The following is a 19,176-nucleotide window of genomic DNA, read 5'->3' as shown; positions in this document are numbered from 1 at the left end:
AGTTCTCTGATGCACGAATGCGCCAGGGGCCCTGGTCAGGCCCCGGCGCGGGAAGAACGCAGACGCCCCACGACGCCCGTGGGGAAATAGTAGACCGACAACACGAACAGCACGCCCAGCCACAGCAGCCAGCGGTCGGGCGACAGCAGCGCGGCCAGCCAGGGCAGGCTGTGCGCGGCCTCGCTGGCCACGCGCAGCAGGTCCTGCAGATAGCTCTGGGCGATGAGGAACAGCACCGAGCCGATCGCCGCGCCATAGATGGTGCCCATGCCGCCGATCACCACGATCAGCAGGCAGTCCATCATGATCTCGAACGACAGCGAGGTATCGGGACCGTTATAGCGCAGCCACAGCGCCAGCATGGCACCGGCCACACAGGCGAACAGGGCCGACAGCACGCTGGACAGGGTGCGGTACACCACCACACGGTAGCCGATGGCCTCGGCGCGGAACTCGTTCTCGCGGATGGCCTGCAGCACGCGGCCGAACGGGGAATTGACGATGCGCAGCAGCGCCAGCACCAGCACCACGGCCAGCACGAACAGCAGGTAGTAGGTGATGATGCGCCCGTCGATCAGCACGCCCAGCACCTCGTTCTCGAAGGGCTCGAAGCTGGGCGACAGCCACTCGGGCAGCTTGAAGCTCAAGCCGTCCTCCCCGCCCGTCCATTCCGACAGTTGGGAGGCCAGCGTCTGGAACGCCGCCGCCACGGCCAGCGTGATCATGGCAAAGAAGATGGCCCGCACCCGCAGCGAGAACAGGCCGATGGCCAGCGACAGCAGCAGCGACACCAGCAGCGCCGCGCCCAGGCCCAGCGCCAGAGCGCCCCAGCCCGCACCCATGCGCGAGGACGCTATCGCCACCCCATAGGCGCCAATGCCGAAGAACATGGTGTGCGCAAAGCTCACGATGCCGGTGTAGCCCAGCAGCAGATCGAAGCTGGCCACCAGCACCACGAAGATCAGCACCTTGGCCGCCACGTTCAGCGCCTTCACGCCAGGGAACACGAAGGGCGCCGCCGCCAGGCCCAGGAAGATCAACAGCAGCAGCACCGCCAGCACGCGGCTGCGCGGCATGTCGCCGGAAAGCAATCGGTTGAGCATGTCGATCACTCCTTCAGCGGTTCGCCACGGGATAGACGCCCTGAGGCCGCCACAAGAGGATGGCCACCATCAACGCAATGTTGGAAAACAGCGCCACCTTGGGTACCAGGAACCCCGTGTAGTTGGCCATCAGCCCCACCAGCAGCGCGCCGATCAGCGCCCCGCCCGTGCTGCCCAGCCCGCCGATGATGATCACGATGAAGATCAGCACATTGACCTGCGCCCCCATCTGAGGCACCACGCTCTGCTGGTACATGCCCCACATCACCCCGCCCAGCCCGGCCAGGGCCGAGCCCGCCACGAACACGCCCACGAACAGGCGGCGCACGCGGTAGCCCAGGGCCTCCACCATCTCGCGGTCCTGCACGCCCGCGCGGATCAGCAGGCCGATCTTGGTGCGCGACAGCGTCCAGGCCAGCAGGGCAAACACCGCCAGCCCCACCAGCACGGCCACCACGCGGTACTTTTCCACGGCGGCATCGCCCAGCAGCCAGGCGCCCTTCATGCCTTGGGGCAGCGGCAGCGGAATCTGCTGCGGGCCCCAGATGAGCTTGATCAGCTCCTCGCCGATGATCATGCCGCCCATGGTGATCAGGATCTGCTTGAGATGCTGGCCGTACACGGGCCGCACGATGAAGCGCTCGAACGCCAGCCCGATGGCGCCCGCCACCAGCATGGCCACCACCATGGCCGGCAGCACGGCCAGCAGGTTGCGCCACAGCTGCTCCGACCCCGTCCAGTCGCCCATGGCACCCAGCACGCTGGTAGCCACGAAGGCACCCAGCGCGATGAACACGCCGTGGCCGAAGTTCAGCACGTCCATCAGCCCGAACACCAGCGTCAGCCCCGAGGCGATGATGAACACGATCATCCCCATGGCCAGCCCCGCCACCGTCAGCGTCAGCCAGGTCGAGCCCGAGCCCACCAGCGGCAGCGCCACCAGGGCCAGCACGGGCACCAGCAGCAGCGGCTTGAAATCCACATCCAGCTTGTTCAGCCTGTTCAGCTTGTTCATAGCGAAAGCCCCAGCAGCGACTGCTGCAACGCCGCGTCTGCCGAGAACTCGGCCATGCCGCCCGCGTGCACCACGCGGCCGTTGTCCATCACCGCCACGCGGTCGCCCAGGCGGCGCGCAAAGCCCAGGTTCTGCTCCACCAGCACAATCGTCGTGCCGCCCGCCTTGAGCTGGGCGAAGGCCGCGATCATGTTCTCGATGATGGCCGGCGCCAGGCCCTTGCTGGGCTCGTCCACGATCAGCAGGTCGCGCGGCTCCACGATGGCGCGTGCCACCGCCACCATCTGCTTTTGCCCGCCCGACAGCTTGCCGGCCGGGTGGTTCCAGAACTTCTCCACGGCCGGAAACATGCCGAAGATCCACTGCAGCCGCTGCGCGTCCATGCGGTCGGCGCGCGAGGCGCCGCGCGCGGCCAGCAGCAGGTTTTCCTGCACCGTCAGGTCCGCGAAGATGCCCATGTTCTCGGGCACATAGGCAATGTTCAGCCGCGCGATCGCGGGCGTGGGCAGGGCCGTGATGTCGGCCCCGCCAAAGGCGATGCGCCCCTGGCTGGCCCGCCACAGGCCCATGATGGTGCGCAGCGTGGTCGTCTTGCCCGCGCCGTTGCGCCCCAGCAGCATGGTCAGCTGCCCGCGCGGCACGGCCAGGTCCACGCCATGCAGGATGTGATAGGCCCCGATATGCGTGTGCACGCCCGACAGTTCGAGCAGGTTGGAGTGGGAACTGTGGTCGAGCGTCATGCGGCCTCCTTCACGGCGCCCTGCTCCGGCACCACACCCAGGTAGGCCTGCTGCACCACAGGCGAGGCAATGACCTCGGCCGGCGGCCCATCGGCCACCAGCGTGCCATTGGTCAGCACGATGATGCGGTCGGCCAGCTCACGCACCACATCCATCTTGTGCTCCACCAGCAGGATGATCTTGCTGCGGTCCTGCTTGAGCGTGCGTATCAGGTCCAGGATCACCGGCGCCTCGTCATGGCTCATGCCCGCCGTGGGCTCATCGAACATATAGACCTGGGGTTCCAGCGCCATCAGCAAGGCCACCTCCAGCTTGCGCTGGTCGCCATGCGGCAGCGCGGCCACGGCCTCGTCGCGCCGGGCGGACAGGGCCACCTGGTCGAGGATGTGCAGCGCCCGCTGCGTCAATGCCCGGTGGTCGCTCCAGATGCTCCACAGGTTCAGGCCGCGCCGGTGCGGCCCCTCGTCACGCGCCTGCACGGCCAGGCGCACGTTCTCCAGCACGCTCAGGTGCGGGAACAGATTGGTGAGCTGGAACGCCCGCCCCAGCCCGGCCCGCGTGCGCGCCGAGGGGGCCAGCCCCGTCAGCTCGCGCCCGCCCAGCAGCACGCGCCCGGCCGTGGCCTTGAGCTGCCCCGAGATCAGGTTGAAATACGTGGTCTTGCCCGCCCCGTTGGGCCCCACGATGGCCGTCAGCGTGCCCGGCTCAAAAGCGCAGCTCACGCCGTTGACGGCCACATGGCCCCCGAAGCGGATGGTCAGATCCTCTGTGCGCAACATTGCTCAGCGGCCGTTGCGGATGGGAACCTGCATCTCCTCGGGCTTGATCTCGCGCACCAGCTCGGGCACGCCCCAGGCCAGCGCCGGGTCCACGCGGATCTTGAAGTGGTACATGCTCTGCAGGGCCTGGTGGTCTTCCTTGCGGAAGGTCATCTGGCCCTTGGGTGTGTCGAAGCTCATGCCCTCCATGGCCTTGATCAGCGTGTTGGTCTTGGTGTCTCCACCTGTCTTCTTGAGCGCCGTCACGATGGCCATGGCCGCAGAGAAGCCGCCCGCCGTGAAGAAATCCGGCGGCGTCTTGTACTGCTTGTAGTGCATGGACACCAGCGCCTCGTTCACCGGGTTCTTGGGAATGCCGTAGTAGTAGTACGTGGCGCCCTCCATGCCCGGCAGATTCTTGTAGGCCGCCATGGCGGGCAGGATGTTGCCGCCCGTGGCGATCTCGATGCCGTAGCGCTTGAGATCCATGTCCGCGATCTTGAACGGATTGCCCGCCCCGGCCCACACGATCCAGATGATCTTCCTGCCCGGCTGGTCCTTGAGCTTGTCGATCAGCCGCTGCGCCCCGGCCGTGAAATCCGTGGTGGCGGCGGGCAGGTACTCCTCATGCGCCAGCTTGCCCTTCTTGATGGAGTCCTTGAAGGCCTTCACCCCGTCGCGGCCAAAGGCGTTGTCCTGGGCCAGCGTGGCAATCGTCACGCCCGCCTTGTCGATGGCCACCGCATTGCTGATGGCGTCCTGGCTGGAGTTGCGGCCCGTGCGGAAGATGTACTTGTTCCACTTGTCGCCCGTGATCGAATCGGCCACGGCCGGCTCCACCAGCAAAATCTTCTTGTACTCCTCGGCCACCGGCAGCATGGCCAGCGCCACGCCGGACGACGTGGGCCCCACGGCCAGATCGGCCTTGTCATCGGAATACGCCGTGGCCAGCAGGCTCTTGCCCAGGTCGGGCTTGCCCTGGTCGTCCTTCTCGATCACCACCAGCTTTTTGCCATTCACCGCCATGCTGCCGCCCGTGGCGTACTCCAGCCCCATCAGCAGGCCGGCCTGGGTCTGCTTGCCATAGGCCTCCAGCGCGCCGGTCTTGCTGTAGACGTGGGCAATGCGGATCTCGCCCTGCTGGGCCATGGCGGCAGGAGCCGCAGCGGCCATGGTGGCCATGGCGGAGAGTGCGAGGGCGGAATGCAGGAAGGGGCGGCGTTGCATGGTTTGTCTCCTTGGGTTGGCGGCTGGGCTGGCGCCCGCTGCTTTTGTGGGGAGGGACCATGCATGCTTTGTGCCAGGCAGGCCCAGGCGGGCCAAGGAGGCGCAATGACGGGCGCAATGGCGGGCACGGGCAGAGCACCGGCAGCGAATGCCCAACCATTGAACAGATTCAGTGTCTTGACTTCAGACAGTTGCCTGAATCCGATACAGGGCAAACCATGAACCCCTGGCACCCCTGGCACCCCTGGCATCTTCCCCTGTGCGTGGCCACGCAGGGCGTCAGGCCTTGGCGAGCCGCTCCTTTGCCAGCTTCGTGCCTTCTGCCAGCGCCTTCAGCTTGCGCCACGCCACGTCCCGGCCCATGGGCGCCAGGCCGCAATTCGTGCAGGGGAACAGCCGCTCCTTCGGCACGAACTCCAGCGCCCGGCCGATGGTGTCCGCCACTTCCTCGGGTGTCTCCACCACGTCGCTGGCCACATCGATCACGCCGACCATCACGTCCTTGCCGGCCAGCAGCCTCATCAGGTCGGGCGGCACGTGGGAGTGGATGCATTCCAGGCTCACCTGGTCGATGCGGCTCCTGGCCAGCGCGGGAAACACCGTCTCGTACTGGCGCCATTCCTCGCCCAGCGTGCTCTTCCAGTCCGTGTTGGCCTTGATCCCGTAGCCGTAGCAGATATGCACGGCCGTCGTGCAGGTAAGGCCCTGCGCAGCGCGCTCCAGCGCCTGCACGCCCCAGTCGGCGGCATCCTTCATGTAGACATTGAAGGCAGGCTCGTCGAACTGGATGATGTCCACGCCGTCGGCCTGCAGCGCCAGGGCCTCCTGGTTGAGCAGCTCGGCAAAGGCGAAGGCCATCTTGACCTTGTCGCCATAGAAGCGGTCCGCCACGGTATCGACGATGGTCATCGGGCCGGGCAGCGTGAACTTCAGCTTCTTCCTGGTGTGCGCACGCGCCAGCTGCGCCTCGAAGGCATGCACGCGGCCCTTCAGGCGCAGGGCGGCAACCACCTGCGGCACCATCGCGTCGTAGCGGTTGTCGCGGATGCCCATCTTCACCTTGTTGTCGAAGTCGATGCCCTCCACCTGCTCCAGAAAGCCATGCACGAAATGCTGGCGCGACTGCTCGCCGTCGCACACGATGTCCAGGCCTGCATCTTCCTGGGCCTTGATCCACAGCAGGGTTGCATCGGCCTTGGCCTGGCGAAGCGCATCGCCCTCGGCCCGCCACTGGGGCCAGAGCTTGTTGGTTTCGGCCAGCCAGGCTGGCTTGGGCAGGCTGCCGGCGATAGAGGTTTCAAACATCGGAGAATTCCTTCAAGGCAAAAATGGGTGGTGCCAGCGTGCTTCAGGACCGTTGTCCCAAGCCGCTGCGCAATCAATGAAAAATGGTCTGTCTGTCTGTCTGTCTGTCTGGCCGGTCAGAGCGCGCAATCGGCAGCCCATTGCTCAAGAACATTCCTGTACGGCTTGATGAAATGCTCCTGCGCAAACCTGCCCTGCTTGACGGCCAACTGGCTGCGCTCTTCGCGGTCATAGACAATCTGCGTCAACGAGTAATCATGGTTCTTCAGGCTCGGCTGATAGATTTTTCCTGCCGCGCAATTGGCGTTGTAAATCTCGGGGCGATAAATCTTCTGGAAGGTTTCCATGGTGCTGATGGTGCCGATCAACTCGAGATTCGTATAGTCGGCCAGCAGGTCGCCCTGAAAATAGAAAGCCAGGGGTGCAACGCTATTGGGCGGCATAAAAAATCGAACCTGCATCCCCATCTTCCCGAAATACTGGTCCGTAGATGACAGCTCATTTTGCTGATACTCGGCACCCAGTACGGGATGCTGGTTTCCGGTGCGCTGATAGGTCTTGCTGGTAGAGGCGCTGATGCAGATGACGGGGGGCTTGTTGAAGTGCTCCCTGTACGTGCTCGAACGGGCGAATTGCTTGAACAGCTTGCCATGCAGGTCGCCAAAATCGTCCGGCGTGCCGAACTCCTGGCGGTTGATGTTGTATTCCGGCAGCAGAACACTGAAGTCATAGTCACGCACGTAGGATGAAAAATTATTCCCTGCAATGCCGGCTATGCGCTTGTTCGATTTCCTGTCCAGAATGCTGGTCTTCAATATCTCGATCAACGGAAATACGCCACTTCCCATCTCCGCACCCATGCCCATCTCCACGGAGATGATGTCCAGCTCGACTGAATAGCGGTCTCCCGTCGGATTGTCCCAATGCGCCAGTTCATTGAAGCGGTTGTCAATCATCCTCAGCGTATGGCGCAGGTTCTGTTGCCGGCTCGCTCCCCGGGCCAGATTGGCAAAGTTGGTGGTAATGCGCGTGCTGTCCGATGGGTGATAGTTCTCATCGAAACGGATGCTCTTGAGGCTGAAGTGCAGTTCTGCGTTCATGGTGATCCAATGACCTGATCTGGAAATAAAAATGTGGGTTGACTCAGGCCGCAGCCATTTCCTCGGCCAGGCAGGGCCTGGCGCGGTGCATCAGCTCGACCAGCGGCAATGCCCGTTGCACCGCCAGTGCGGCCCGCTGTATCAGGGCCTCGTCGTGCAGGCGGTAGTCCACGAAATCCTTGTCGGTCGCGTAGACGCCCAGCGGCAGCGCGCGCGCCTGGAAGAAGCTGAACAGCGGCCGCAGCTGGTGGTCGATCACCAGGGCATGGCGCTCGCTGCCACCGGTGGCAGCCAGCAGCACGGGCTTGTCGATCAAGGCGTTCTGGTGGACGAAGTCGAAGAAGTGCTTGAACAACCCGGTGTAGGCGCCACGAAAGACCGGTGTGGCCACCACCAGCACATCCGCCTGCTCCACCGCCGCAAGCTCACGCTCCACCATCTCGGGCAACTGCGAGCGCCACACCGCGCCGGCAAGCTGCGGCGCAAGCTGGCCCAGCTCCACCAGGCGTTGTTCGCACGGAACTTCGTCGGCGATCAGATCAGACAGATGCTCTGCCAGGGCGGCGGATTTGGAGGGGCGCTGCAGTCCACCGGAAACGGCGACCAGACGGAGCGGACGTGACATGGCTGCTTTCACGCGAGATGGCCAAGTTCAGCGCGGGAGCCGGCTATGGCATCCATGCGATCCGAGGGTGTGGTGATGACCATGACTGCTTCCCAAAATGCAAACGAACAATGGGAGCGAATGGTATGGATGCGAATCGATGAAGTAAAATGGTTTTATTTCACGGATTCATGAGATACGTTCATGTGAAAGCGTGATCCCATCCTTCTGCGCACTGCGATATGCGGCAGCCATGCCAGGGCCTGCGCGCAACGGGGTTGCTGCGCAGTGAATCCAAGGCCAGTTCAGCCGCCCGCGCCCTGCACCTGCACCAGGCACTCCCGCAACGCCTGCGCCACCGGCCCCAGCACGCGGTCACGCCTTTGCAGCAGGCCCAGGGTGCGCCAGACATCGGGCGCGGTCAGGGGTACGCCGCAGACCTGGGCGTGGTCCTGGCGCAGGGCCAGCTGGGGGACGGCGGCCAGGCCCAGGCCGGCTTCCACCAGGGCCAGGGCGCCTGTGACGTGGTTGCACTCATGCCAGGCCACGGGCTGCTCGGGCAGGCCGGCCATCACCTGGTCCAGCAGCAGGCGGTTGCCGCTCTTGTGGGAGACGGAGACCAGGCGCTTGCCCGCCAGCTCGGCCCATTCCACCTGGCTGCGCCCGGCCCAGGCGTGGCTGCGCGGCATGGCCAGCACATAGCGCTCGCGCGTGAGCGCCTCAAAGCGCAGCGACGGCTCCTGGCTGCCCGTGAAGCTCAGGCCAAAGTCCGCATCCCCGCGCAGCACGGCCTCCACCACCTGCTGCGCGCTCTCGTCGATGACGTGCACCTGCACATCGGGCTGCTCCACGGCAAAGGTCTTCAGCACGGGCGGCAGCAGATTGGTGGCCACCGAAGGCACGCAGGCAACCGTCACCCGGCCACGGCGCAGCTTCAGCTGGTCATCCACGCGCTGCACGGCCTCGTCCAGGCCGGCCAGGGCCCTGCGCGCCTCCTGCAGGAATTCATGGCCCACCTCGGTCAGCTCCACACGCCGCGTGGTGCGCTCCAGCAGCCGCGCGCCCAGCACGGACTCCAGCCGCTCCACCCGCCGGCTCAAGGCAGGCGGCGACAGGAAAAGCGCTTCTGCGGCCAGGCGAAAGCTGGCTTTCTCGGCCGTGGTCACGAAGGCGATCAGTTCCCCCATGTCGAATTTGATGCGCTGCACGCAACAGTCCTTCCAAAAGTTGCAATTCACAGAATAACACCCGCTGCATAGGATGGCGCCCTTGATAACGCTGCCCCCTGCGGGCAGGCAAGACCAACAAACGGAGACGACATGCACCAACGCAGACTGATCGCAGGCGGCGCCCTGGCCGCCCTTCTTTCCCTGGCCGTGGGCACCGCCCAGGCCCAGGACTTCCCCCCCAAGAAACCCGTGGTCATGGTGGTCGGCTTCGCCGCAGGCGGCTCGGCCGACATTGCCGCGCGCATCATCGCCAAGAAGCTGGGCGAGAACATCGGCCAGAGCGTGGTCGTGGAAAACAAGCCCGGCGCGGGCGGCAACCTGGCCCACACGCAGGTGGCCAATGGCCCGTCCGACGGCTCGGTGCTGCTCTTCGGCTCCATCGGCCCGCTGGCCATTGCGCCGCACTTCATGAAGATCGGCTACGACCCGCTCAAGGACCTGGCCCCCATCACCATGGGCGTGAACTTTCCCAACGTGCTCGTCGTGCCTGCCGCCACCGGCATCAAGACCCTGGGCGAATACGTGGCCAAGGCCAAGCGCGAACCCGGCAAGCTGGACTTCGCCTCCACCGGCCCCGGCTCCGCATCGCACCTGGCCGGTGAACTGCTCAACGATGTCGCCAAGATCGACACCCTGCACGTGCCCTACAAGGGCGGCGCGCCCGCCCTGCAGGACGTGCTGGGCAACCGCGTGACCTCCTTCTACGCAGCCCCGCCCACGGCCCTGCCCCACATCGAATCGGGCAAGCTCATTCCGCTGGCCACCACGGGCCTCACGCGCCCGGCCTACCTGCCCAACGTGCCCACCGTGGCCGAGAGCTTCCCCGGCTTCAACGCCACCAACTGGTACGCCTTCGTGGCATCCGCCAAGACGCCCAAGCCCTTGCTGGACCGCTGGAACACCGAGCTGGTCAAGGTGCTGAACACCCCAGAAGTGCGCGACAACCTGCTCAAGCACGGCCAGACCGCCGCCCCGGGCACCCGCGAGGAACTGGGCCAGTTCATTGCCGCCGAGCACGCCAAGTGGGGCCGCATCATCCGCGAGCGAAAAATCACCGCCGATTGATTCCCTCGGCAGCCGTTAGCCGTTCCCCAACCATAAAAAACCAGGAGACAAACCATGACCGCCATCCGTTCCACCCCCCTGCCACCCTCTGTGCAGTCCTCCGTGCCATCCACCCTGCGCCGCCGCACCCTGGGCGCGCTGCTGGGCGGCGCCCTCAGCCTGGGCCTGGCCCTGGGCGCTGCCACGCCTTCCACCGCCGCCGCAGATGAAATCCGCGTGGTCACCTCGGGCGGCTTCTCTGCTGCCTACGACCAGCTGATACCCCTGTACGAGCAGGCCACGGGCCACAAGGTCGTTACCTCGCGCGGTGCCTCCATGGGCAATGCGCAGGACTCCATTCCCAGCCGCCTGGCGCGGGGCGAGCAGTTCGATATCGTCATCCTTGCGGATGGAGCCCTGGACAATCTGGCCGCCCAAGGCAAGGTGGAAGCGGGCAGCCGCGTGGACCTGGCGCGCTCCATGATCGGCATGAGCGTGCGCAAGGGCACGCCCAAGCCCGACATCAGCACCGTGGACGCGCTCAAGCAGACCCTGCTGGATGCCAAGACCATTGCCTACTCGGCCAGCGCCAGCGGCACCTACCTGGCCAACGAACTGTTCCCGCGCCTGGGCGTGGCCGAGCAGATGAAGGGCAAGGCCACCCGCATCCTCAGCGAGCGCGTGGGCGCCGTGGTGCTGCGTGGCGATGCGGACATCGGCTTCCAGCAGGTCAGCGAACTGCTGCCGTTCAAGGAACTGGAATTCGTCGGCCCCCTGCCCGATGAAGTGCAGCAGCGCGTCTTCTTCTCCGCAGGCGTGGCCACCGGCGCCAAGAGCCCTGACACGGCGCGCCATCTGATCCGCTTCCTGGCAGCCCCCGCCGCCGCACCCATCGTGCGCAGCACGGGCATGGAGCCGGCGGCCAAGCCCTGACGGCAGGCCCCTGAGCCCTCAAGGCTCTCTAGGCACTCAAGGCCCTCAAGGCCCTCGACACACAGGGGGCCTTCACCCCTCCCCGGTTCGACCTCCATTCAGCGGCGCTGCAACGGCACTGCTGCGGCATGCCGCTGCCCAGCCCTATCACCCTCGCCACACCCATGAACACCAAAACCCTGGTGCTGATCACCCTCGCCGCCGCACCGCTGTCGACCCTTGCGCAATCCAGCATCACGCTCTACGGCATTGCCGATACCGGCGTGCGCTACACCAGCGGCCTCACCGCTGCCAACGCGGCCAGCAACACCTCGGGCGCCGCGCTGTCCAGCGGCGTCAACACCACCAGCCGCTTCGGGTTTCGGGGCCGCGAAGACCTGGGCGGCGGCATGTACGCCCTGTTCAACCTGGAAACCGGCCTGAACCTGGACACCGGCACCACCGCCAACTCCAGCAAGTTCTTCGACCGCGCGGCCATCGTGGGCCTGGGCGGCGGCTGGGGCCAGGTCACGGCCGGCCGCCAGACCAACCTGCTGGCAGATGCCATCAGCCCCGTGGACCCCGTGGGCATGCGCTTCGCCGCCTTCAACCCCAACATCGCCACCGCCGCGCTCAGCAGCCACGGCCTGGGCGTGGAATACGGCAGCGCGGGCGCCACCACCGGCTCGTACCGGCTGGACAACTCGGTCAAGTACACGGGCCGCTTCGGCGGCCTCACCGCCCGCGCCATGTACAGCTTTGGCGAGACGGCGCAAGGCGGCTCCGCCCGCTCATCGGCCGGCGCAGGCCTGGCCTATGGCACGCAGACATGGACCGTCTCCGGCGCCTACCAGCGCTTCAAGACCGCAGACCAATGGGAGCTGAAAGCCGCCACCCTGGGCGCCTCCTACAAATGGGACAACCTGCGCCTTGCGCTGAACACCGCGCGCAGCGACGGCCAGACCAACGCCACCACCGCCCGCACCGTGCAGCGCGTGCACTCGCTGGGCGCCACCTGGTCCGCCCGCAGCACGCTGGACCTGACCGCCGCCCTGTACCGCGTGGAACGCGAACGCAGCGGCCGCGCCGCAGACGGCTACACCCGCGCCCTGCTGTTTGCGGAATACAAGCTCTCGCGCCGCAGCAAGCTGTATGCAGAGCTGGACCGAACCCACTGGAGTGGAGGGTTTCAGGGCGGGCAGAACAAGGATGTGGCTACGGGGGTGACTGCGGGGTTGATGCATAGCTTCTGAGGGGCGCTGCGAGCACTCGCCCCACTGCCACCTCAGCCGCTTAGCTTTTTGAACGGACTGTCGGAAGTGATCCAGCCCTTGCCTTGGGGGCAGATCACTTCCTTGTAACGCAGCTCCTTTTCAAAGCTCCACTGCTGGCCGAGTGCGCAAACGTCCCCTGCGTTGAGGACAAAGGCCACCGTCTGTGGATCGCCTTTTTTCAGCAGAACATCGACGCTTTGCGTCGCTTCCCACCGCCCACTCGGCGACTGGCCGCATCCCAGAATTGTCAGCAACGCCATGATCGCGCCCCTTCGCAATACGGTTCTCATCAACTGCCCTTCTTGTAGTTGTCGCGCTTCAGAACTCTGTCGGATCGAGAGATGGCGATCAGAAGCTCTTTGGGTGAGACCATACGCGATGAAGACGGAACCATCTGGAACCGTGGGTCATGGGCAAGAATCCCAGCGATCTCAAGCACTTCAGCCACATTGGTAGAGCAGCTGTTGTCTGTAAGACTGTATGGCTTCTGGGCGGCGACACGGCTGTCAAGTTCAGACTTGATTTTTGCCTTTTCCGTCAATGAAACTCGCAAAGTCAGCCCCACAACATCCCGGTACTCCAAGTTGGAACTCAAATAGCCAGATCTTTCAAGAACGGCGTAGCGGCTGTGCGACTGGCTATAGACCTTGCCATCCAAATCAATCGCCGCGTGCCCCCACTGCGATCCTGTGCTGATCAAACGTCCATCAAAGATCAGCACCTCAATCGTTGGTGCTTGCTGTACAGGCTCTACGCGCATGCGTTGCGCCATTCTTCTCTCGTAGCCAAAAATCGCAGGCGGCTGCTTCAGGAGCTCGAACATACGCGTCGCTGGTGCTATACGCCCCTTGATCATCACCTGATCACCGGTCAATAGCTGAAACGCCTCGATAGCACGCTCCAGTTCCTGGGACCATCTTCCATCTACCCGCAACTGTCTGCGGCAAGGATCACGTTCAAAGTGCCCATTGAGCAATTTCTGAACAACCACCACGTCCTTGGGATGGTTCATTGCCGAACGGCCCACTGGGCCCGAAATTTTCTCAGTCTGTGACATTCCCGCTCCCTCCGTAGCTATGCATCATGAAAACAATAGTTATAAGCTATCAACAAAGAATGCAAAGTTTTATCTGATAGAGGTACACAGGTTTCACGCATGCTCAGGTCAAGAGAGCCCCTGCAAACTGCTATCGCTTACCCTCGAGAGGGCCGAAAACTCCGTTTCCAACGACACTGGACCACCGCAGGAAGGAAGCCGCTGTGGTCATACGCTGACGGGCTACACGAAACGTGCAGTCTGCCCACTTTGCGACGGGGTCACGTCTTTAACGTGAGGCGCACTTCGGCCAGCACCGGACTTTCGATGCCAACACCCATCTTTGCTCAGGAGACCCTGTGAATCACGTAATCGAGGACTTAACGGCAAAGCCGCCACTGCTGGAAGACCCGACATATCCAGGGCGCACCGGCGGGTACGTGGCGCGCATCACCGGGAAGCTTTTGCAGGAAGCGGCGATTGCTGGGCATCGTCAATTGTTTTTGCCCTCGCCGACTTCGGCGACGAGCTCGTGCGTGTATTTGGGCCCGGACGCCAGAGGAACGCCATTGTTCGAGGTGCCTGGCGAGTTTTACGCCGCCGTCTTTTCGCGAATCAAGACTCTGTTCGATCCTGATGCGGTAGACGACGCAGGGGTGCGCATCGTAGCGTACGGCGGTTGTTCATTTGCAATCTCCATCACCGCTCCCTTAGCGGAGCATTGCGGCGCATCGCTCAGCATCCGTCCAGCAGGAGTGGACAAGGTAGACGCCAAGGATGGGGGATAGTGGGCATGGCCTGCAAGAATCGGCCATGAACAGTCAGCCACAGCAGACTTCCGAGCGGCGGCTTAAGGCTGGAAGCGGACCTCAGTTGCTCAACAGGAGTTCGACGCGGCCTGCTTCAACTGCTAGTCCGTGCTCCTTCAAGATTGACGAGAGCACACCCAGGTAGACGCTCTCCTCTACGAGGACTTCCCAGCCCGGTGGCAGCGCAATTGCGAAGCCATAGACAAGCAAGGTCCTCGGTGGGATGTTGATCCGTTCAACCTGAATTTCGTACTCATCCAGGTCTTCTGGATAGATGACGCCGAATCCCCCGTTGCTGTTTCCGTAGCCATGCCGTAGCTCTGCGAACTCAGCCAGCTGAGATAGCTGCCTCCAGTACAGGATTACTTCCCTGCATGCGGCGAGCGGTTCAGGCGCATCCAACATCCGGCACCTCCATTGCGTTAACGATTTCTATTCTGCCCACGGACGATGCTCGCTTATGCTGCAAAGCAAACAACAACTACTGCCTAGAAGTTAGCGCCAGCAATGGGTCGATTGCTGGCTGACGCGCACGACCGCTGGCGGGGAGTTCAACACTATCCCGCTGATCCGCAGAGCCTGCCGCCAGGCGACAGACCGCTCACGCTGCAGAAGACCTCCAGCGTGGCGGGTTCAGGCTGCTAGCGACCGGTCGCCCATTCAACTCCGAGAGACTGCTGTTTAAAACTGCGGTCAGTCAGTCAACTCGAAATCACCGTCAGGGGGTGATTGGTAACGGTGCGTAGGAAGAGGCTAGTGGCACCAAGGATGGCAAGGTGTTCATTCTCGATGCCCGCTTTGGAAAGTCCTGGTTGAACGATGCCGACGCGAAAGACGACGTATTTACGTCGCGAGGCCTTTCTCAGTACGACGAGCTTGTCCAGACTTCCGCGAACAAAGCGCGTCGGACGACCTGCACGATGCTTGGTCTCACGCTCTGTGAGATGAGCGACCAAGTTGGGGAAATTCCACGTCCACTTAGTTGATTTTTGCGCTTGGCCGCATACCTCGTAGAGGTCTTTCACGCGGTTTCCAGGAGCGACTCCCGAAGAGTATTTGCAGTGCCACAAAGTCACGGTGACGGTTTGCTCTCCATCTTCAATGGCTACGATATCCGCACTTTCCCCGGCATCATCGTCATCAACGATGAACGCCGATGGCCCTTGCTCAAGATGCTCGATGAATTTCTGCTGAATGGAGCGAGGACGCAGCGCTCCATCTTTCCACCGACTTTCCTGATTTTGGAGTGTGTTGCCCCACGCTAACGGATTTATCAGCTCTGGGTCATAAACCTCCGCCAGTTCCTCACGCGGCTTCAGCAAAATTTCGCCGGATAGTTGCGACCCATCCGCTAGTCGCACGAGAGGAGGGTTGGTCGTGAAGAAGTCGACTGCGAGCTCTGTCTTGTTGAAAGCCTCGATGCTGACTTCGGGCCCTTCGACCCGCGCAATTGAATAGAACAGTCCCTGTGCTTGTCCTTCAGGGATTAGCGTCATCTTGAACACGTTCTCGACTTCAATGCCAGCCTTCAGCTTGAACGTGAATTCTTTACCCGCTGGAGCCCATTCGACAATATCTAGCTGGCATTCATGAAAACTATATCTGCTCTCCCCGTGCACGACGGTGATCTTGAAACTCGCAGACTCGAAGAGCTGGTCGGGCCAATCGATCATCATTGCGTGCTGGTCCGGGAGCACGCCGCCTTTGCGGAGCTCTGGTACTAGCGTGTGCTTGAGGAAGTCGTTGGGTTCGATGTTCGCATTCGATAGCTTCACCCCCAGGTCTTGGCACCAATTCCTCCAACCGGCCAGAGAGTCCGTCTGGAGGGACCAGATTTTTCCCTTCCGTGAGCACCCAATGCTCACTCTCTTACCATCTTCGTAGCCAACGCCCATGACGTTCGACTTCATCTTGTCCTGCTGCAGCACAGGATCGATGGCGTCACGTACATCGAGGCCAGCAAACATCTGGTATCTGACGTTCCGGCTCAGGCCCTTCAAGCCCACGCTATGCAGCGTCATTCGGCGCAAATTGCCGAAAGCCCTGAACACGTCCTCATCGCGAACCGGTTGTGGGTCAGTCGAGAGACTCTTCGCCAGCTTCCACGCGAAATACTTGCGGGAGCTGTTGATGAAAAGTAAACCTTTGTCCTCGTCATAAAAGGCGATGAACAGGTCCCAGGTATCGATGACGATGTCACGGGAGTCCGTCCAGTCGACCTTGTCTTCCTGATTGACAATGAAGACCAGCATCTTGTCTTGCTGACTGAAGATCGGCTGATGAATTACTTGGCTCGGCCGAAAGGCATTGGCATAGCCAGTGTGGTCGAAGTCCGGCACGCGAAACACTTCCGTACTCAGCTTCGGATTCATCGTGAGCGTGGATATTTCCAGCTCCGTAGCCGCTTCCTCCAAGGGTTGAAGATTTTCCACCAGCTCTGAAAGCTTCGCCTGTGGATCGATTGCGTCGTAGCTTAGGTCCGAGAGTAGATTGTTCCAATCAGCATCTTCTTGATAAAGACCCTCCAGAGCTTCTGGCACGCCGTCTTCAGCAGTATTTGCAACGAAACTTGCGTCTCCAACTTTGTCGGCTGCACGGGCGAAGCGGCCAATGAACTGAAGCGTGATGCCCAGGCTTTTGTGGACAGAGTGCAGCGCGGCGATCTTGAGCTGCGGCAGGTCAAATCCTTCACCGAACATGTCCACGCAGATGACGATCCTGTGCTGGCCACCACGAATATTCCGTAGCACCTGTTCGCGACCCTTCGTATAGCTATGGACAAGCACAGGATTGAGGTCCGGAAACTCTGCACTGTAGATGTTGTCGAACAGATCCTGCGCCTGACCAATGGTATTGGCTCTCGCCAGCAGCATGTGATCCAAGCCGTTTGCCAAGTCGGTCCTCAGTTTCTCAACGGCTTTCTCGGCGATCCGCAGGTCTGCCAAGGAGCTGTCCGGCTCAAAGACCTGCAGGAACTGGATTGGCTTGAAAAACTCGCCCTCCTGGGCGAGCTGAAGCGGGTAGTTGTAGATGATTTTCCCATTCAATGCCTTGCCGTCTTCGCGGAACGGCGTTGCAGTGAACAGCAGCATCCGAGCGTGCACGCAATAGCTAGAAAATCTGTTCCAAGTTTTCGCCTGCGCATGGTGCGCCTCATCGAAGAAAACTTCACTGAAGAGCGCCGCAAAAGCCTTCTGCTCGTTCTCATCGCCTCGACTGATCGAAGCCATGGTCGTCACCACGATATTGCAACTGCAGAGCGCGTCGAACTGGGCCGCAGTCGGCTTTCCTGTCAGAACCCCCACGACTGGATTGAGTACGTCCGTGACGATGCCCAACTTCCTCAGGAGCCCGTACTCCCTGAACTTATCTGCCGTCTGTTGACGCAGCGCATCTGTTGGCACTATGACCAAGATGCGATTACCGCGCGACTCAACGGTGACGGCCAGCATGACCTCCGTCTTACCGGTCCCTGTGGGCATCACAATGATGGCCGGGTCTTTGCTCAAGCTCCAGTGCGCCGCTATCGCGTGGAGCGCGCCGATCTGAGGTGCGCGCAAGCCAGGTCTAGCAGCGTGCCCCTCAACTGCAACAAGCTCGGAAACGTAGTTGATCCCGCCTCGCCATGAGGCATGTGCTTCAGCCTTCAGTCGATTACCTTCGGCCAAATTGTTTTCGACTTCCCGAAAGCGCGCATCAGCGACTTCAAGTATGCCGTCTACAACCTCACCATCAGTCCCACGCAGCACCCCGGCAGGAGCTAGATCTGTGAAGTCAAAGCTGTTCACCATCAAATCGATTGCGTAGACAGCGCCGTCTTCAGTAGTCGCCCTTAAACGTTTGAAATTTGGGCCTCGGGACCGATGGGCAACGATAGTGGCCGCACAAACAGCGCTCGCACGCCCGACGCATGAAGCGTCGATGACGCCGTCCCGGTTCTGGAAGGCATATTTCGTCGGCAGGCGTATGCGCGTTGCCGCAACCAAATCCGCTTCTGTGACCATTGCCCTGCTCCGTTAGGTTTTCGCGCGTCGTCCCCATAGCGAGCACAACTCATCAATCTTACGCAAGCGCCATTATTTACTGTATAGGCGTAAGGCTTGAAGACGCCTTTGATGAAGGCTCGCGGTCCCAGAGGCGTCGTTCTGCAAGTGATTGCTGAACGACAGCAATCGCTGCAAAGCCGACACCTGCAGGCAACAGATGAGCGTCACCAAATGGGTAGATATCAGACCAGAAGCTGGACCTCCAGCCAAGCCGGTTGACCAGTCCTGAGCAGATGCTCCGTGTCGCATTGCTTTCCAAGGCGGCGTTCACGGAGCTGCGCATACTGGCAGATCCTAGGCTCAAGGTCGCGGAAACTTCCGCCGCAACTCCAGCATGGTTCCGATCACAGAAAGCCCATGTTCGTCACTGCGCATGACGGGATGGTCTTGATTGAGCGGGATCAGCTCAAACACCTCATTACCCAGCCTATCGTTTCCGTGTAGCCGGTATTTCCGAAACAGGGCTTCGGTCTTTCCCGCCTGGGCGGCCACGTAGTCTCCAGGCTGAGGCTTGACACCTGGATCAATCAGCACGCGGTCTCCTTCACGGAACTCCGGAGTCATGGAGTTGCCAGCCAACTGGAGGAAGAAAGCATGAACTGATGCCTCGTTGGCAGAGACTTCCGTGCCCAGACTCTCCAAGCCCTCGACGGCTTCACTTCGGGCAACGGCTTGGCTGGAAGTAAGCACCGGGTATCGCCGAATTCCGCAGGGAAGCTGAGCAAGCATCGCCGCCTCGTCAGGCGTCATCACCCCCTCGCCGCTTTCCAGCCAAAGAGCGCTCACTCCGCACGCTGCTGCCATCGTGGCAGTCCGCTTGGAACCATGTCCCTTCGACTCAAGATCCCCAATGGATGACTGCTTCAACCCTGCCTTTGCGGCGAGCTCCTCTTGAGTAAGACCTGCATGAGCACGAGCTGCTTTAAGACGCTTGGCGAAATCTGTGGACATAGCGCCGAAGCTTACGGAAAACC

The 19,176-nt window shown here is 62.2% G+C and carries 18 protein-coding genes; 4 read left to right on the top strand and 14 right to left on the bottom strand.

The genetic code is table 11. The annotated features are described in order from the left end of the window. Positions 1-35: 35 nt before the first annotated feature. From JHD82_RS15565 to JHD82_RS15525, 9 genes are all read right to left on the bottom strand, one after another. Entirely contained in the window at positions 36-1,103 is a 1,068-nt protein-coding gene (locus JHD82_RS15565; protein ID WP_012204472.1) for a branched-chain amino acid ABC transporter permease, read from the bottom strand. Between the two features lie 13 nt (positions 1,104-1,116). After that, positions 1,117-2,118, bottom strand: coding sequence for a branched-chain amino acid ABC transporter permease (locus JHD82_RS15560; RefSeq protein ID WP_199137311.1), 1,002 nt, complete (start codon positions 2,116-2,118; stop codon positions 1,117-1,119). Next, positions 2,115-2,858 (bottom strand): ABC transporter ATP-binding protein, encoded by a 744-nt coding sequence (locus tag JHD82_RS15555; protein ID WP_043823826.1) that lies wholly within the window; start codon positions 2,856-2,858, stop codon positions 2,115-2,117. The genes JHD82_RS15560 and JHD82_RS15555 overlap by 4 nt, the downstream gene beginning before the upstream one ends. Then, entirely contained in the window at positions 2,855-3,637 is a 783-nt protein-coding gene (locus JHD82_RS15550) for an ABC transporter ATP-binding protein (RefSeq protein WP_016449612.1), read from the bottom strand. The genes JHD82_RS15555 and JHD82_RS15550 overlap by 4 nt, the downstream gene beginning before the upstream one ends. 3 nt (positions 3,638-3,640) lie before the next feature. Further along, on the bottom strand, positions 3,641-4,843 hold the full coding sequence (locus JHD82_RS15545; protein WP_123692037.1) for a substrate-binding domain-containing protein: 1,203 nt from the start codon (positions 4,841-4,843) through the stop codon (positions 3,641-3,643). 279 nt (positions 4,844-5,122) lie between these two features. Beyond that, the gene (locus JHD82_RS15540) at positions 5,123-6,148 is read right to left on the bottom strand and encodes a methionine synthase (protein WP_013803331.1); all 1,026 of its coding nucleotides are present in this window, start codon (positions 6,146-6,148) and stop codon (positions 5,123-5,125) included. 116 nt (positions 6,149-6,264) lie between these two features. After that, positions 6,265-7,248: a DUF1852 domain-containing protein gene (locus tag JHD82_RS15535; protein ID WP_199137309.1), complete on the bottom strand. Its 984-nt coding sequence runs from the start codon at positions 7,246-7,248 to the stop codon at positions 6,265-6,267. Between the two features lie 43 nt (positions 7,249-7,291). Next, a complete protein-coding gene (gene msuE, locus JHD82_RS15530; RefSeq protein ID WP_199137307.1) occupies positions 7,292-7,873 on the bottom strand; it encodes an FMN reductase in 582 nt (193 codons plus the stop codon). Between the two features lie 284 nt (positions 7,874-8,157). Then, complete coding sequence (locus JHD82_RS15525) at positions 8,158-9,060, bottom strand: LysR family transcriptional regulator (RefSeq protein WP_034391636.1); 903 nt, start codon at positions 9,058-9,060, stop codon at positions 8,158-8,160. Positions 9,061-9,171: 111 nt separating this feature from the next. On the opposite strand from JHD82_RS15525, the gene JHD82_RS15520 reads away from it, so the two are divergent. The 3 genes from JHD82_RS15520 (at position 9,172) to JHD82_RS15510 (ending at position 12,290) form a co-directional block, all read left to right on the top strand. Then, on the top strand, positions 9,172-10,146 hold the full coding sequence (locus tag JHD82_RS15520) for a tripartite tricarboxylate transporter substrate binding protein (protein ID WP_034391632.1): 975 nt from the start codon (positions 9,172-9,174) through the stop codon (positions 10,144-10,146). A gap of 54 nt (positions 10,147-10,200) precedes the next feature. After that, complete coding sequence (locus JHD82_RS15515; protein ID WP_199137305.1) at positions 10,201-11,058, top strand: substrate-binding domain-containing protein; 858 nt, start codon at positions 10,201-10,203, stop codon at positions 11,056-11,058. Positions 11,059-11,186: 128 nt separating this feature from the next. Then, entirely contained in the window at positions 11,187-12,290 is a 1,104-nt protein-coding gene (locus JHD82_RS15510; protein ID WP_199137304.1) for a porin, read from the top strand. Positions 12,291-12,322: 32 nt separating this feature from the next. On the opposite strand, the gene JHD82_RS15505 is transcribed toward JHD82_RS15510, so the two are convergent. Both JHD82_RS15505 and JHD82_RS15500 read right to left on the bottom strand, forming a co-directional pair. Then, positions 12,323-12,571 (bottom strand): hypothetical protein, encoded by a 249-nt coding sequence (locus tag JHD82_RS15505; RefSeq protein ID WP_199137303.1) that lies wholly within the window; start codon positions 12,569-12,571, stop codon positions 12,323-12,325. 29 nt (positions 12,572-12,600) lie between these two features. Further along, positions 12,601-13,323 carry a hypothetical protein gene (locus JHD82_RS15500; RefSeq protein WP_199137302.1) on the bottom strand — a complete coding sequence of 241 codons (723 nt, stop codon included), beginning with the start codon at positions 13,321-13,323 and terminating at the stop codon, positions 12,601-12,603. 383 nt (positions 13,324-13,706) lie between these two features. Here JHD82_RS15500 and JHD82_RS15495 point away from each other — a divergent pair, with 383 nt between their 5' ends. Beyond that, a complete protein-coding gene (locus tag JHD82_RS15495; RefSeq protein ID WP_199137301.1) occupies positions 13,707-14,135 on the top strand; it encodes a hypothetical protein in 429 nt (142 codons plus the stop codon). A gap of 81 nt (positions 14,136-14,216) precedes the next feature. Here the strand turns inward: JHD82_RS15495 and JHD82_RS15490 are convergent, their stop codons facing one another. The 3 genes from JHD82_RS15490 to JHD82_RS15480 form a co-directional block, all read right to left on the bottom strand. Continuing rightward, on the bottom strand, positions 14,217-14,561 hold the full coding sequence (locus JHD82_RS15490; RefSeq protein ID WP_063326466.1) for a hypothetical protein: 345 nt from the start codon (positions 14,559-14,561) through the stop codon (positions 14,217-14,219). 296 nt (positions 14,562-14,857) lie between these two features. Beyond that, positions 14,858-18,160 (bottom strand): DEAD/DEAH box helicase, encoded by a 3,303-nt coding sequence (locus JHD82_RS15485; protein WP_199137300.1) that lies wholly within the window; start codon positions 18,158-18,160, stop codon positions 14,858-14,860. A 342-nt stretch (positions 18,161-18,502) separates the two neighbouring features. After that, entirely contained in the window at positions 18,503-19,153 is a 651-nt protein-coding gene (locus JHD82_RS15480; protein ID WP_199137299.1) for a LexA family transcriptional regulator, read from the bottom strand. Positions 19,154-19,176 lie beyond the last annotated feature (23 nt).

The organism is Delftia sp. ASV31, assembly GCF_016428765.1.
Taxonomy (GTDB): Bacteria; Pseudomonadota; Gammaproteobacteria; order Burkholderiales; family Burkholderiaceae_C; genus Comamonas; species Comamonas acidovorans.
This window is presented reverse-complemented; position numbering and strand designations above follow the sequence as displayed.

Bases quoted from the DNA above. Each gene is read 5' to 3' on its own strand.
- JHD82_RS15565 (WP_012204472.1), bottom strand. From the start codon at position 1,103: ATGCTCAACCGATTGCTTTCCGGCGACATGCCGCGCAGCCGCGTGCTG.
- JHD82_RS15560 (WP_199137311.1), bottom strand. From the start codon at position 2,118: ATGAACAAGCTGAACAGGCTGAACAAGCTGGATGTGGATTTCAAGCCG.
- JHD82_RS15555 (WP_043823826.1), bottom strand. From the start codon at position 2,858: ATGACGCTCGACCACAGTTCCCACTCCAACCTGCTCGAACTGTCGGGC.
- JHD82_RS15550 (WP_016449612.1), bottom strand. From the start codon at position 3,637: ATGTTGCGCACAGAGGATCTGACCATCCGCTTCGGGGGCCATGTGGCC.
- JHD82_RS15545 (WP_123692037.1), bottom strand. From the start codon at position 4,843: ATGCAACGCCGCCCCTTCCTGCATTCCGCCCTCGCACTCTCCGCCATG.
- JHD82_RS15540 (WP_013803331.1), bottom strand. From the start codon at position 6,148: ATGTTTGAAACCTCTATCGCCGGCAGCCTGCCCAAGCCAGCCTGGCTG.
- JHD82_RS15535 (WP_199137309.1), bottom strand. From the start codon at position 7,248: ATGAACGCAGAACTGCACTTCAGCCTCAAGAGCATCCGTTTCGATGAG.
- msuE (WP_199137307.1), bottom strand. From the start codon at position 7,873: ATGTCACGTCCGCTCCGTCTGGTCGCCGTTTCCGGTGGACTGCAGCGC.
- JHD82_RS15520 (WP_034391632.1), top strand. From the start codon at position 9,172: ATGCACCAACGCAGACTGATCGCAGGCGGCGCCCTGGCCGCCCTTCTT.
- JHD82_RS15515 (WP_199137305.1), top strand. From the start codon at position 10,201: ATGACCGCCATCCGTTCCACCCCCCTGCCACCCTCTGTGCAGTCCTCC.
- JHD82_RS15510 (WP_199137304.1), top strand. From the start codon at position 11,187: ATGCCGCTGCCCAGCCCTATCACCCTCGCCACACCCATGAACACCAAA.
- JHD82_RS15505 (WP_199137303.1), bottom strand. From the start codon at position 12,571: ATGGCGTTGCTGACAATTCTGGGATGCGGCCAGTCGCCGAGTGGGCGG.
- JHD82_RS15500 (WP_199137302.1), bottom strand. From the start codon at position 13,323: ATGAACCATCCCAAGGACGTGGTGGTTGTTCAGAAATTGCTCAATGGG.
- JHD82_RS15490 (WP_063326466.1), bottom strand. From the start codon at position 14,561: ATGTTGGATGCGCCTGAACCGCTCGCCGCATGCAGGGAAGTAATCCTG.
- JHD82_RS15485 (WP_199137300.1), bottom strand. From the start codon at position 18,160: ATGGTCACAGAAGCGGATTTGGTTGCGGCAACGCGCATACGCCTGCCG.
- JHD82_RS15480 (WP_199137299.1), bottom strand. From the start codon at position 19,153: ATGTCCACAGATTTCGCCAAGCGTCTTAAAGCAGCTCGTGCTCATGCA.